This is a genomic window from Actinosynnema mirum DSM 43827, assembly GCF_000023245.1.
Classification (GTDB): Bacteria; Actinomycetota; Actinomycetes; order Mycobacteriales; family Pseudonocardiaceae; genus Actinosynnema; species Actinosynnema mirum.
The window spans coordinates 4,362,516-4,375,673 of sequence record NC_013093.1 but is presented as its reverse complement, the minus strand read 5'-3'; the positions used below and the strand labels follow the sequence as shown (position 1 = coordinate 4,375,673).

Annotated in this window: 13 protein-coding genes; 5 read left to right on the top strand and 8 right to left on the bottom strand. The window is 73.4% G+C overall.

The genetic code is table 11. The features are described from left to right. Window positions 1–359: 359 nt before the first annotated feature. Complete coding sequence (ctaD, locus tag AMIR_RS18565; protein ID WP_015802494.1) at window positions 360–2,168, bottom strand: aa3-type cytochrome oxidase subunit I; 1,809 nt, start codon at window positions 2,166–2,168, stop codon at window positions 360–362. Between the two features lie 186 nt (window positions 2,169–2,354). Here ctaD and AMIR_RS39300 point away from each other — a divergent pair, with 186 nt between their 5' ends. Continuing rightward, entirely contained in the window at window positions 2,355–2,681 is a 327-nt protein-coding gene (locus AMIR_RS39300; protein ID WP_015802493.1) for a hypothetical protein, read from the top strand. A 65-nt stretch (window positions 2,682–2,746) separates the two neighbouring features. Here the strand turns inward: AMIR_RS39300 and AMIR_RS35910 are convergent, their stop codons facing one another. The 4 genes from AMIR_RS35910 to AMIR_RS18535 form a co-directional block, all read right to left on the bottom strand. Beyond that, on the bottom strand, window positions 2,747–3,838 hold the full coding sequence (locus AMIR_RS35910; RefSeq protein WP_015802492.1) for a hypothetical protein: 1,092 nt from the start codon (window positions 3,836–3,838) through the stop codon (window positions 2,747–2,749). After that, window positions 3,835–5,649, bottom strand: a complete 1,815-nt coding sequence (locus AMIR_RS18550; RefSeq protein WP_015802491.1) for a hypothetical protein — start codon at window positions 5,647–5,649, stop codon at window positions 3,835–3,837. The genes AMIR_RS35910 and AMIR_RS18550 overlap by 4 nt, the downstream gene beginning before the upstream one ends. Beyond that, window positions 5,646–6,563 carry a hypothetical protein gene (locus AMIR_RS18540; RefSeq protein ID WP_143760783.1) on the bottom strand — a complete coding sequence of 306 codons (918 nt, stop codon included), beginning with the start codon at window positions 6,561–6,563 and terminating at the stop codon, window positions 5,646–5,648. The genes AMIR_RS18550 and AMIR_RS18540 overlap by 4 nt, the downstream gene beginning before the upstream one ends. 68 nt (window positions 6,564–6,631) lie before the next feature. Beyond that, entirely contained in the window at window positions 6,632–7,216 is a 585-nt protein-coding gene (locus AMIR_RS18535) for a Crp/Fnr family transcriptional regulator (protein WP_049796883.1), read from the bottom strand. Window positions 7,217–7,376: 160 nt separating this feature from the next. Between AMIR_RS18535 and AMIR_RS18530 the strand changes: the two genes are divergently transcribed. Next, complete coding sequence (locus AMIR_RS18530; protein WP_015802488.1) at window positions 7,377–8,369, top strand: magnesium transporter CorA family protein; 993 nt, start codon at window positions 7,377–7,379, stop codon at window positions 8,367–8,369. A 19-nt stretch (window positions 8,370–8,388) separates the two neighbouring features. Continuing rightward, a complete protein-coding gene (locus tag AMIR_RS18525) occupies window positions 8,389–8,769 on the top strand; it encodes a hypothetical protein (RefSeq protein ID WP_015802487.1) in 381 nt (126 codons plus the stop codon). Window positions 8,770–9,017: 248 nt separating this feature from the next. On the opposite strand, the gene AMIR_RS18520 is transcribed toward AMIR_RS18525, so the two are convergent. Beyond that, on the bottom strand, window positions 9,018–10,397 hold the full coding sequence (locus tag AMIR_RS18520; protein WP_015802486.1) for a KamA family radical SAM protein: 1,380 nt from the start codon (window positions 10,395–10,397) through the stop codon (window positions 9,018–9,020). Between the two features lie 113 nt (window positions 10,398–10,510). Here AMIR_RS18520 and AMIR_RS18515 point away from each other — a divergent pair, with 113 nt between their 5' ends. Beyond that, window positions 10,511–11,062, top strand: coding sequence for an FxsA family protein (locus AMIR_RS18515; RefSeq protein WP_425358820.1), 552 nt, complete (start codon window positions 10,511–10,513; stop codon window positions 11,060–11,062). 80 nt (window positions 11,063–11,142) lie between these two features. Here the strand turns inward: AMIR_RS18515 and AMIR_RS18510 are convergent, their stop codons facing one another. Further along, on the bottom strand, window positions 11,143–11,679 hold the full coding sequence (locus AMIR_RS18510; RefSeq protein ID WP_015802484.1) for a TetR/AcrR family transcriptional regulator: 537 nt from the start codon (window positions 11,677–11,679) through the stop codon (window positions 11,143–11,145). Window positions 11,680–11,716: 37 nt separating this feature from the next. Between AMIR_RS18510 and AMIR_RS18505 the strand changes: the two genes are divergently transcribed. Further along, a complete protein-coding gene (locus AMIR_RS18505) occupies window positions 11,717–12,175 on the top strand; it encodes an HXXEE domain-containing protein (RefSeq protein ID WP_041837981.1) in 459 nt (152 codons plus the stop codon). A 105-nt stretch (window positions 12,176–12,280) separates the two neighbouring features. Here the strand turns inward: AMIR_RS18505 and AMIR_RS18500 are convergent, their stop codons facing one another. Then, on the bottom strand, window positions 12,281–13,141 hold the full coding sequence (locus AMIR_RS18500; RefSeq protein WP_015802482.1) for a ketopantoate reductase family protein: 861 nt from the start codon (window positions 13,139–13,141) through the stop codon (window positions 12,281–12,283). Window positions 13,142–13,158 lie beyond the last annotated feature (17 nt).

Here is a 13,158-nt window from a genome sequence, read left to right as displayed (position 1 = left end):
CCCTGGACCGCTGCGGCGCGGGCAAGCTACCAGCGGCCGGGAACCCGCAACAAGGCGGCGAGCGGCGGTGGCGGTGCGGGCTGCCGAAGGGGGTCGGCGACCGGGCGCGGGGGGTGCCCGGCGGCTGGTTCACGGTGGCTGCGCAAACGGGCGGATGCGGTGTTACCCGCGATTCCGGTCAGTGGATTGTGTGACCCCAGTCACAAGTTGGCCGGGTGTTCACCTGGCGAACAGCCTGGCACCACCAGCCCCCCTCGGCGGTACCACTTCTCCTCGCCCCGCAACGCCCCAGGGGCGGCGACCGCCTCCGGTCGCCGCCCCTGGGGCTCGTGCTGCGCGTTCGGGCCCGCCGGACCGTCCTAGTCGGACAGCGGCTTGCCCTTGTCGTCCGTCCTCGGGGACGGCTTGCCGTCCCCGTCGGCGCCCTCGCCGCGATCCGCGGAGATCGCGGCGGGCTCCAGTTCGGTCTCCACGTGCTTGCTGCGCCCGGTGAAGCTCACGTGGGCCTCGTTGCGCATCCGCTCCACCATGTGCGGGTAGTGCAGCTCGAAGGCCGGTCGCTCGCTGCGGATCCGGGGCAGCTCGGTGAAGTTGTGCCTGGGCGGCGGGCAGGAGGTCGCCCACTCCAGCGAGTTGCCGTAGCCCCACGGGTCGTCCACGGTCACGCGCTCGCCGTAGCGGTAGCTCTTGAAGACGTTCCACAGGAACGGCAGCGTCGAGGCGCCGAGCACGTACGAGCCGATCGTGGAGACGATGTTGAGCGTGGTGAACCCGTCCGCGGCCAGGTAGTCCGCGTACCGGCGCGGCATCCCCTCGTTGCCCAGCCAGTGCTGCACCAGGAACGTGGCGTGGAAGCCGATCATCGTGGTCCAGAAGTGCCAGCGCGCCAGCCCCTCGTCCAGCATCCGACCGGTGATCTTGGGGAACCAGAAGTAGATGCCCGCGAAGGTCGCGAACACGATGGTCCCGTAGAGCACGTAGTGGAAGTGGGCGACCACGAAGTAGGTGTCGGAGACGTGGAAGTCGAGCGGCGGGGAGGCCAGCAGCACGCCGGACAGACCGCCGAACAGGAACGTGACCAGGAACCCGACGCAGAACAGCATCGGGGACTCGAAGGTCATCGTCCCCTTCCACATGGTGCCGATCCAGTTGAAGAACTTGACCCCGGTCGGCACCGCGACCAGGAAGGTCATGAACGCGAAGAACGGCAGCAGCACGGCGCCCGTGGCGTACATGTGGTGCGCCCACACCGCGATCGACAGCGCCGCGATCGACATGGTCGCCCACACCAGACCGCGGTAGCCGAAGATCGGCTTGCGGGAGAACACCGGGATGATCTCCGACACGACGCCGAAGAACGGCAGCGCCAGGATGTACACCTCGGGGTGGCCGAAGAACCAGAACATGTGCTGCCACAGCACGACGCCGCCGTTGGCGGGGTCGAACACGTGCGCGCCGATCAGCCGGTCCGCGAGCAGGCCGAAGCCCGCCGCCGTCAGGATCGGGAACACCACCAGGATCAGCACGCTGGTCACGAGGATGTTCCAGGTGAAGATCGGCATCCGCCACATGGTCATGCCGGGGGCCCGCAGGCACACGATCGTGGTGATCATGTTGACCGCGCCGAGGATGGTGCCCAGACCGCCGACCGCGAGGCCGACGATCCACATGTTCGCGCCCGAGCCCGGCGAGTAGTTCGCCAGCGACAGCGGGGTGTACGCGAACCAGCCGAAGTCCGCCGCGCCGCCGGGCGTCAGGAACCCGCCGAGCATCAGCAGGCCGCCGAAGAGGAACAGCCAGTACGAGAACGCGTTCAGCCGCGGGAACGCGACGTCCGGCGCGCCGATCTGGAGCGGCAGGATGAAGTTGGCGAACGCGAAGACGCTCGGGGTGGCGTACAGCAGCAGCATCACCGTGCCGTGCATGGTGAACATCTGGTTGTACTGCTCGTTGGACAGGAACTGCAGTCCGGGAACGGCCAGCTCGCTGCGGATGAGCATTGCCATCGCACCGCCGACCATGAAGAAGAAGAACGTCGTGACGAGGTACATCACGCCGATCTGCTTGTGGTCGGTGGTGTGGAACAGCCGCAGCAGCGCCGCCCCCTTCGAACCCCGTGTCGGGGGGCTCTGGTGGACGTCGACGGGTGTCGGGGACAGCGCAGTCACGATCTCTCCTGATTCGGTGTGATCAACCTCGGCTCAGGTTCGTCGCGCGCGCGTGGGGGCGGACAGGGCACAAAGTCACCGGGGAGCAGGGACCATGGTCAGCGCGGGTGGCGCGGTGGTGCCGGGGACGCGGCTCTTCGCATCAGACCGGCTGCGGCCGAGCGGCCCAGCGGGCACACTCGTGCGGTGCCGTCCAAGAGTTCGGGTGCGAGGTTCCTCGCGATCACCGGGACAGTCCTGCTGGGACTGTCCGCACCACTGGCGTTCCTCTACTCGGTGATGGCGTTCACGCCGACCGGGAGCTGCACGGGCGCCTCGGGCGGCGGCGGCGCGTGCGCGCACGGCGGGGTTCCGATGGTGATCGGGATGGCGGGGGTGGCGGTGTTCGCGCTGGTGGGGTTCGTGGGGACGTGGGCGGGGCGGGGAGCGCCCCGTGCGGGGATGCCGTACGTGGGGCTGGCGGGGGTGGTGGTGTCGGTGTACGTCGCGTCGTCGATCATGTCCATGCGCTAGCGCCGCCGCTCCCCGCGTGGTGGGGGAGCGACGGCGCCGGTGGGGTGAGAGCGGTGGGTGAGTGCTCAGTCGCGCGCGGTGGCGTCGGGGGAGGGGCCGTCGGGTCCCGAGCCGTTCGGGGACGTGCCGTTGGTCGACGGCCCGTGCCCGTTGAGGCCCGCCCCGCTCAGCGCGTCCTCGGCGTGGGGGACGTCGGCGGAACCCTCGTCGTCCCGCTTGTAGTGCTCGCGCCACCGCTCTGCCCGCTCGGGCTGGTCCATGCCCAGCAGCCGCCGCGCGCTCAGGTCCGCGAAGAGGGCGCTGCCCTCCGTGCCGGGTTCCGGCAGGAAGTCGCTGATCCGGGCCTGCTCCGCGCCCTCGTCACGCGGCTCCGGCGCGATCGGTTCCGACTGCCGCTCCAGCTCGCCGCGCGCCACGGCGGACAGCCGGGTGAGCGGGTCGACCAGGTCGGCGGCCTCGCGCACGGCGGCCCGGTCGGTGCCCGCCAGCCACCACACCAGCGCGCTTCCGGAGCTGGCCAGCACCTCGTCCCCGTAGTACTCGCGCACCTCCCGCTCCGCCGCGATCCGCTGTCGCCACACGTGCTGCTCCTGGTGCGCGTCGCGCGCCCTGGTCAGCCGCAGCCGCTCCGGACCGGGCGCGCGCAGCACCACCCCGGTCGCCCACGCCTTGACCAGCCCACGCCACTTCACCGGCGCCCCCAGCTCCGCTGCCAGCAGGTGCCCGGCGGTCTCGTCGTCGGGCTGGACGCCCTTGGCGAACTCCACCGCCCGCTTCAGCACCGACTCCACCGCCACCGCGCCCAGGTCGCCGTGCCGCGCGTCCGGCTCCGTGTGCCAGTGGACCGTGCACGCGAACTCCAGCGGGAAGTTCGGCAGCGCGCTCGGCAGCTCCACCTCGCTCACCCGCCGCCCGGACGGGGGCAGCTCTACCGGGACCAGCGCCTGCTGCTGCTCGGACTGCCGGAGCGCGGCCTCGGCCTCCCAGGCCCGCAGCCGCCGGTCCTGCGCGGCCTTGAGCGCCAGCGCCGTCCCGCCCAGCACCGCCGCCACCAGGAGCGCGATGCCCCACAGCGGCCAGTCCGCCAGCAGGCCGACGGTGACCGCCAGCATGGCCAGCGCGCCTCCCGCAGCGGCGGGGACGTGGTTCCCGGTCACAGCTCTCCTCCTCCTGCGGCCACGCCCAGCGCGGCCTCGACGTGCTCCAGCAGCGCGGCGGCGTGCTCCGCCGACACCCGCCGGGTGAACAGGTACAGCCGGTCCATCAGCCCGATCCGCAGGTCGCAGGCCTCCACCAGCGCGCCGGGGTCCCGTCCGACCCACTCGGCGAGCACCTCGGCGGTGAGCGGGTCGGCGGCCAGCCGCTCGACGCCCGCGCTCCCCAGCAGCCGTCGCCACACCGCGACCAGCGTGGCGCGGGAGCCCCCGGTGACGCGCAGCCCGCCCAGCAGCAGCGCGTCCTCGGCCCGGAGCGCGCCCATCCGGTGGGCGAGCCGGTGCAGCAGCCACCGCTCGAGGCGGCGCTCGGCCACCAGCGCCCGGACCGCCGACGCGGCCTCCACGCGCACCTGCGCGTCGCGGTGCCTGGCCAGGTGGTGCAGCCGCACCAGCGCCTCCCACGGTCGCAGCCGCGCGATCTCGTCCGCGCACACCGCGACCAGCACGCGCCCGTAGGCGGGGGTGGCGCGCCCCGAGCGGGCCTGGACGTAGACGTGCCTGCGGAACGCCCGTCCCACCCGCGGGTCGGCCAGCCCGCAGGCGAGCGCCTGGTAGGCCAGGTCGGGCCGGTTCCGCTCGGCCCAGCCGGGCGTGAGCCCCGCCAGCCGCTCCGCCGACCCGGTGGCCAGCGCCTGCTCGGCGAACCGCGCCACCAGCTCCACCCCGTCGTCCCCACCGGCGGGCGCGGCCTCGGCGACCCACTCGAACAGGGCGCCGTGCAGGGTCGGGAAGTGCGTCCAGAAGTGCTCGCGCACCGCGTGCGCCACCGGTTCGCTGCTGAACACCAGTGACCGCCCCCGCACCTCCAGCCCCAGCTCGGCCAGCTCGCGCGGCAGGTAAGGGCTGTGCAACGGGTCCTCGACCGCGACCACCCCGGCGATCCGCCGCAGCGCCGCGTCCGCCCTCGCCACCGCTTCCAGCGGCGCGCCGACCAGGTGCGACGCGGCGACCAGCAACGACCGCTCACCCCCGCCGACGTGATCGGCGAACAGCGCGCGGGCCTGCTCGCCCCGGTTCCGCCACCCCACGACGGCGTCGGCCAACCACTCCACCGCGGACCGCCGAGGCGCGGCGTCACAGGCGGCCAGCACCAGCCGGGCCAGCTCGGCGGCGTCGTGCACCGAGGCCTGCCCGAGGTAGGCGGCCTGGTCACCGGGCAGCGGCTCCGGCAGGGCGATCCCCTCGGGGCGCAGGTGCGCGGCCAGCACCGCGCGCGCCGAGGGCGCGGGCAGGGTGACCAGCAGTTGGCGCAGCGGCGAGCTGAGCAGCCTGACCTGCTCGTCCCGCACGACCACCACCAGCCGGGCGCCCGACCCCTCGACGAGCGCCCAGCACTTCTCCACCTCGGGGGCCAGCCCCCGCAGCCGCTCCTCCGCCGTCCCGGTCAGGTCCAGCAGCAGCCGGTCCCCGGCGTCCAGGTCGGCGGCCTCCAGGACGGGGTCGTCCTCGTCGCCGCCGTCGGACAGCTCCCGCAACCGCCTGCCCCCGAGTTGCCCGTTGCCGGTGAGCAGCATGAGCGCGGCCGTGCGCGCCCCCACCGGGGCGGTCAGCACCACCACCGACCCCGGCGCGTCCAGCGCGCCCGAGGGGAACCCGGTGGGCTCGGCGAACCGCGCCGCCAACCAGTCCACCTGCCCGCGCGCGACCAGCCTCGGGTCGCGGCGCGGGCGGACTGGGTGGAAGTAGTTGTGCTGGTCACCGGTCCCGCTGTGGAAGAACCCGTCCCGGTGGACCTCGTGGTGCGCGCTCACGGCTCGCGCCGCTCCCCGCGCCGGTCCTCGTACCGCTTCACGTCGCCGCGGTTGAACTGAGGGCCCGAGCCGCTGTGGTGGTAGCTGTCGCGGCCGGTGTTGTAGGTGTGCTGCTGGCCGGTGTTCACCCCGCCCTCGTTGAAGCCGATCTGCAGGAGGGTGTCGGCGGTGGACCCGTTGGCGATGTTGGTCGAGTGGCGGGCGCCGACGGCCGACTTCGGGACTTCGGTTGCTGCGCTCTCCGGCAGTTCCGCAAGGGGAACGCCCTTGCCGAGCGCGTCCCAGGAAAGCCTGGGAACCCGCAGGTAGGCGATGCGCCGGTAGTTCTTGTTCTCCACCTCCACCTGCTGGTAGAGGTCCTCGTCCTCCTTGGAGTAGCCGCTGAGCACCGCGTCCTCGTAGGCGCGTGCGGAAACGACCGCCGCGACCCGCGTGCTCGGCCCCGAGTTGATCAGCGCATCCCGGACCGGACGACAGTTCAGCAGCCGGTTCAGCTCGACCCTCGCCGCCCCGGTGCCGGTCGCGTTCGGCCCCGCATCGGTGATCGGGCCGACCGTGACGCTGACCCGCATCCGCAGTCCGGCGGGCTTGGCGCCGATCTGCTCCCGATCGTCCAGTTCATCCTGGAGCGCCCCCAGGAAGGGGTTGAGCAGGTGCGGGAGGAAAGCCGTGGGGAAGACCGCGGCGTAGCTGTCACCCGCCGTCTCCCGCGCCTGCTGCGCGTCCCAGACCCCGGACAGCCCGCACCGCTCGAACGCCGCCTCCAGGATCTTGGGGATGGCCTGGGCGATCTTCGGGTACTCCACCGCCTTGCGCCCGCTGAAGGACTCGACGTCCGCCTCCAGCATCGCGCGGTAGGGGGGAAGGTTCTCCGGGTCCCGTGCCGTCGCACGGTCGTCGCTCGTGTGATCCACGTGCGGGACGTTTTCGCGATTTCCCGACTCGTGTCATCCGCAGCCGGAAGATTCAGGCGTGGCGCGGGTCACACTCCGGCTGCCCGGTGCAGGGCCTCCCGGTCACCCAGCACCAGATGGCCCCGTTCCACCAGGGCGCCTTTGGCGCGCAGTCTCTTCACGTGCTCGGCCACTGTGCTGGTCTGGATTCCCAGAGAGTCGGCGATCTCCTGCTGCGTGAACGGCACCCGGTCCGGGTTCGCGACGCTCGGGTCGGACAGCGCCGCCAGTTCGAGCACCAGCCTGGCTATCTTGCGCTCGGGCTTGAAGTGCATCAGCCGCAGCTTGTAGGGGCCCGCCTGGGCCAGCTTGGTCCCCAGGTACTCGAGCAGCAGGCCGTCCGCGGCTTTCCCCAGGCAAGCCCGGAGCTGCGTCCACTCCAGCACGACCGCCGTGCACGGGTCCACGGCCTGCACGCTCGCGATGCGCCGGCCGTTGCGCGGTGCCGCTATCTCGCCCACGAGGTCACCGGCTCCCCGCAGCGCGATCAGCGCCTCCTTCTTCTCGCCTTCGCTCTGCACCACCTTCACCCGCCCCGCTACCAGCGCCAGCACCCAGGTCCCCTGGAAGCCCTGGCGCAGCAGGTACTCGCCCTTCCGGTACTCCCGTCGCACCCCGGCTTCCCGCAGCCCCCGCCACCCCGGCTCGCCCAACAACCGTCGAAAACCCCGTGATTCCGTTGATTCCGCGATCACCGCACGTACATATCGCATCCCCCGCGTCACCGGAACGCCCCCGCGCGCCCGCCACACGACCGGACTACTGTCCTCTCCCGTGCCCCGCACCCGCCTCTACCGGCACGGCGTCCTCGAAGCCGAGGGATTCGACCTCCGCGAGGCCGCCGACCTCAGGCGTGAGGACGGCGCGCTCGTCTGGATCGACCTGCTCGCCCCCGACCCCGCCCTCCTGAACCGGGTCGGCGAGGAGCTCGGGTGGCACGTGCTCGCGGTCGAGGACGCCGTCGAGCCGCACGAGCGGCCCAAGTTGCACGAGTACGACACGCACCGGCTGCTCACCGCCTACGCCGTCCGGCTCGGGGACGACGGGGCGCTGACCACCGCCGGGATCACCGCCTTCGCCACCCCCGACGCCCTCGTCACCGTCCGGCCCGACGACGACTTCGACATCGGCGCCGTCGTCGAGCGCTGGGACGCCACCACGCACCTGGCCGCCAGCGGCGTCGGGTACCTGCTGCACGGGCTGCTCGACTACGCCGTCGACACCCACTTCGACGCCGTCCAGGCCCTCGATGGGCGGATCGAGGGGCTGGAGGACCTGGTGTTCGCCGACCAGGACCAGCCGGGGCGCGGGAAGCGCGGCTCCGACACCGACCTCCAGCGCCAGGCGCTCGCCCTGCGCAAGTCCCTGGTCGCGCTGCGTCGCGTCGTGCTGCCCATGCGCGAGGTGGTCAACGCCCTCGTCCGCCGCGACCACGACCTCGTCGACGCCCGCATGACCCCCTACTACCAGGACGTCTACGACCACGTCCTGCGCGCCGCCGAGTGGACCGACTCGCTGCGCGACCTGGTCGCCACCGTCCGCGAGACCCAGCTCAGCATCCAGGCCAACCGGCTCAACCTGGTCATGAAGAAGGTCACCGGCTGGGCCGCCGTCATCGCCGTCCCGACCGCGATCACCGGCTACTTCGGCCAGAACATCCCCTTCCCCGGCTTCGAGCAGCCCTGGGGCTTCTGGACGTCCACCGCCGCGCTCACCCTCGGCGGCCTCGGGCTCTATTCGCTGTTCAAGCGCGAAGACTGGTTGTGACCGCCTACCCTCCTCCACTGTGGACACAGCTATCACCTTCACCGGGGAGACCCGCGAGCCGACCGGGGACGAGAAGACCTTCGCGGCGCTGCTCGACGCGCAGCTACCGGGCATGTCCTACCGGCTGCGCAGCGACCCCGACGGCGCCCCGTGGCTGCTGGTCGTCCTGGAGCTGGGCGGCGGCGGCACGGCCGCGACCCTGCGCCTGGACTACGACGCGTCCGGCCTGCGCGCGGGCTGGGGCCCCGCCTCGGACGACCAGGGCCGGGCCGAGAGCGCGGGCGTGGACGTGACCAGCCTCGACGGGCTCAAGTGGGACTCCGACGGGTCCTCGCCGGAGATGGTGGCGCTGCTGGCCGTCGACTGGTTCGAGTCGCCCAAGCACAACTCGGCCGCCTGACCCGGCGTAGGGTGCGCCCGCACCGCTGGGCCCCACGCGGGAGCAGCGGCGCGAGCAGCGGCGGAAACCCCTGTTCGGCGCGCTGGCCACACAGGGGACCGCGCACCTGGGGACGCCTCCCGCCGGGGAGTCCGAGCGCGAGTGGGACCGGGCCGCTCCCGACCCCGACGCGCTCTGACCCGCACACCCGCACCGGCGCCGCGACGCTCACCAGCGTCGCGGCGCCGGGAACGGCCTGCGACCGGCGCTCACCCCTGCTCGGCCCACCACCGCCGCCCCGCCTCGGGCAGCGAGCGGATCGGGTCGTAGTACGGGTAGCGCCGGTCCAACGCCTCCGCGTCGTCCAGCTCGATCCCGGTCCGGTAGTTCTTCGTCCAGTACGACACCCCGCGCTCCCGGTCGTACTCCTGCACCTGGTGCACCCACCGCTTGCCCACGTACGGCACGTCGCACACGATCCGCGGCGTGGCGTACCCCGGCAGGTAGCCCATGATCGCGTGCTGGAGCTCCTGCGCCTCCCACACCGCGACCCGCCAGTGCTCGGCGTTCGGGATCATGTCGCACATGTAGAAGTAGTACGGCAGCACCCCGGCCTCGCCCTGCAGCGCGAAGCACAGGTCCAGCAGGTCCGTCGCGGTCGCGTTCACCCCGCGCATCAGCACCCCCTGGTTGCGCACGTCCCGCACCCCGACCGCGAGCGCCGTCCGCGCCGCCTCCGCCACCAGCGGCGTCACCGAGTTGGCGTGGTTGACGTGCGTGTGGATCGCCAGGTTCACCCCGCGCCGCGCCGCCGTGCGCGCCACCCGCTCCAGGCCCTCCACCACCTGCGGCTGCACCCAGTGCTGCGGCAGCCCGGCCAGCGCCTTCGTGGCCAGCCGCACGTCCCGCACGGTCTCCACGCCCAGCAGCCGCATCAGGAACGACTCCAGCTGCGGCCACGGCACGTTCGCCACGTCGCCGCCGGAGACCACCACGTCCCGCACGCCCGGAGTGCTCTTCAGGTACTCCACGATCCGGTCCTGCCGGTCCACCGGCTTGAGCGCGAGCTTGTGCTTCGCGACCTGCGGCGTGGAGTTGCCGACCAGGTCCATGCGGGTGCAGTGCCCGCAGTACTGGGGGCAGGTGGACACCAGCTCGGCCAGCACCTTCGTCGGGTAGCGGTGGGTCAGGCCCTCCACCACCCACATCTCGGCCTCGTGCAGCGAGTCCCGCGAGGAGTGCGGGTGGCTCGGCCAGTCCGGGTCGCGGTCCGAGCGCACCGGCAGCATGTAGCGGCGCACCGGGTCGGCGTAGAACGCCTCGGTGAAGTCGCCGCCCTCCCCGAGGCGGGGCACCACGGTGTTGAGCATCTGCGGCGGCAGCAGCATCGACATGGTCGCCAGCTGCTCCTGGTCGGCCTCCAGGTCGGCGTAGAACCGGTCGTCGACCAGGTCGCCCAGCACCGCGCGCAGCTGCTTCACGTTCTTCACGCAGTGCGCGCGCTGCCACTGGGCGTCGCGCCACTGCCGGGCGGTCACGTCCCGCCAGCCCGGTAACCGCCGCCAGTCCGGTTCGACCAGCTCGTCCCTGCGGTAGGCGTAGGGCTGCGGCCCCGTGCCGACCGCGTTCGCGTCGTGGAGCGCAGTCATCTGTCCTCCTCAGTCGCGATATGGCGATAAACCATGCTGACAGAGGGCGGGTTTGACGTAAATATTTCGCCAGGGAGCGTTTCGGGGTGTTCGTGCGTTGTGGGGGTATGCGCGTGTTCGCCTTGCTGTTGGTCGCCGTGGGAGTCGAGATCGCCACCCTGGTGGCGGTGACGGTCAACCTCGGGTTCCTGCCCACGCTCGGCCTGCTGATCCTCGGCGGGGTCGCGGGCTCGTTCCTGCTGCGGCGGGAGGGGGCGCGCAGCATGGCCGCGTTCAACGAGGCCCTGCGCAACCGGCGCGAGCCGCACGAGGAGGTCGCGGACGGGGTGCTGCTGGTCGCGGCCGGGCTGCTGATCGTGCTGCCGGGCTTCATCAGCGACGTCGCCGGCCTGCTGCTGCTCCTGCCGCCGGTGCGGCGCGCGGTGGGCGCGCGGATCGCCCGCCGCTCGCGCGAGCGCGCCGCGAACGCCGTGCTCAACCAGCGCTTCGGCAGGCCGCCCGGCGCGGGGAACGTCGTGGTCGACGGCGTGATCATCGATCTGGGCGGGCAGCGGGGCGCGCCCCGGCCGCGCTCGGGGGGCGCGCCGCTGGGCGGCAACGCGATCGAGGGCGTGGTGCTCGACTCGCGGGTGGTCGACGGGGACTCGGGCCCCACCACCCGCTGATCCTGTTCCCGCACGTCAGGCCCCACCCGCGGTCCGGGCGGGGCCTGACGTCGTCACGGGGCGCTCGGGTTCCGGGGCGCTCAGCCGGGGACGAGGGTGGGCCACACGTGGTCGAACACCCGGTCCACCGAGGGCCGCTCGCCGGTCGCGAACCAGTGGTAGAGCAGCGGGCCGAGCAGCAGGTCGCGCACCAGGTCCGGCGCGAGGTCGCCGCGCAGCTCGCCGCGCGCCACCCCGCGCCGCACGACCTCGGCGACCAGCGCGTGCCGCCCGGCCAGGAACCGCTCGTGCAGCCCCAGCTCCGGGGCGCGCCTGGCCTCGGCGTGCACCGCCAGCAGCACCCACGACAGGGCGTCCAGTAGCGTCGTCGCCAGCACCCGCAGGTCCTCGCGCGCGCTGCCGGTGTCCGGGTCGGGCATCGGGGCCACCGACTCGGCGAGCACGTGCGCGACCAGGTGCAGCTTGGTCGGCCACCGCCGGTACAGCGCGGGGCGGCTCACCCCGGCGCGGGCGGCGACGGCGTCGAGCGCGAGCGCCTCGAAGCCCACCTCGTGCAGCAGGGCCAGGGTCGCCTCGGCGAGGGCGCGGTCTACTTCGGGATCACGTGGTCTCGGCACGCGGCCAGGATACGTTCCAGTGTGTAACGTAACTGTGGTGATCGGGAAGAGCGTCACCTGGGGACTGCTGGCCGCGTGGGTCGCGCACGACCTGGAGGAGCTGGCGACGACGTCGCCGTGGAGCCGGGCCCACCGCGCCGTGCCGACGGTCGGCCGGGTCGAGTCGGCCGTGGCGATCGGCGCGGTGGGCGTGGTGATGGCGGTGGCGGCGGCCGAGGGCGCGCGCACGGGCGGCCGGTCGCGGCTGTTCCAGACCGCGCTGGCCGGGTTCGGGCTGCACGCCGTCACGCACGTGGCGGCGAGCGCGGTGTTCCGGGGCTACACGCCGGGGGTGCTGACCGCGCCGACGGTCGTGGCCCCGTTCGCGCTGTGGGCGTGGCGGCGGCTGCGGCGGGAGGGCGTGTGGACGGGCGGCGGCCGGCCGGCGCTGGCGGCGTTCCCGCTGGTCGTGGGTGGTGCGCACGTGCTGGCCCGGCGGGTCGCCCGAGGCCGCTGACGGCGCCCGTCCGGCGGGTCGCCCGAGGCCGCTGACGGCGCCCGTCCGGCGGGTGCGCCCGGCCGGTCGGCCCGATGCGCCCGCCGGCGTGCCGCCTTGGCCGCCCTACCCCGCGCGCTCGCGCAGCTGCTCGACCAGCAGCGCGTTCTCGGCCGTCGCGGCGGCGGTGGGGGCCAGTCCGCGCTCGGCGATCGTCCCCCGCAGGAACCGTCGCAGCCCGGCCGCGACCAGCCCGTCCGGCATCACCCGCAGCGCGCGGTACCCGAGCGGCGCCACCGGGGTCGGCGCGGCGGTCAGGTTCGCCTTGATCCGGCGGGCCAGCGCGAGGACCGCGCCCCGGTCCCCGGCCAGCTCCGCCGGACCGCCCGCCGCGTCCACCGCCTGCCCGAGCGGCGCGACGAACGAGGCGTGCGTGGTCAGCCAGGCGTCCACCCCCGGCTCGGGCCGCGCGGGCAGCCCGGCGCTGCGGAACACCCGCACCACCCGCTCCAGGCGCGGGGTGACCCGCCCGTCCGGCTCGCCGACCGGCATCGTGACCAGGCGGGTCAGCGGCGTCTCGGCGCGGTGGCGCAGCACGTCGTCGACCACCCGGCCGCCCACCGCGGGGAAGCCGAGCAGCACCCGCTCCGGCCCGAGCGCCTCGACCAGCGGCCCCGGCCCGGCCGCCCAGTTCGCCAGCAGCGCCACGTCGCCCCGCGTGTCCACGAGCGAGTCGAGCACCGGCCCGACCTGGTGCGCGCGCACGATCACGACGGTCAGGTCGTACCCGCCGCCCGGCTCGTCGACCACCCGCACCGGCACCGACCGGACGTCGTCCCGGTCCTCCCGCACCAGCCGCACGCCGTGCGCGCGCACCGAGGCCAGCCGCGCGCCCCTGGCCAGCAGCGAGACCTCGTGCCCCGCCTCGTGCAGCCTGGCGGCGAACAGGCTGCCCAGCGCGCCCGCCCCGTAGACCAGCAGCTTCACGGTCTTCCCCTTTCCCG

Coding starts and splice junctions, on each gene's coding strand:
- AMIR_RS18520 (WP_015802486.1), bottom strand. CDS start 10,397: ATGACTGCGCTCCACGACGCGAACGCGGTCGGCACGGGGCCGCAGCCC.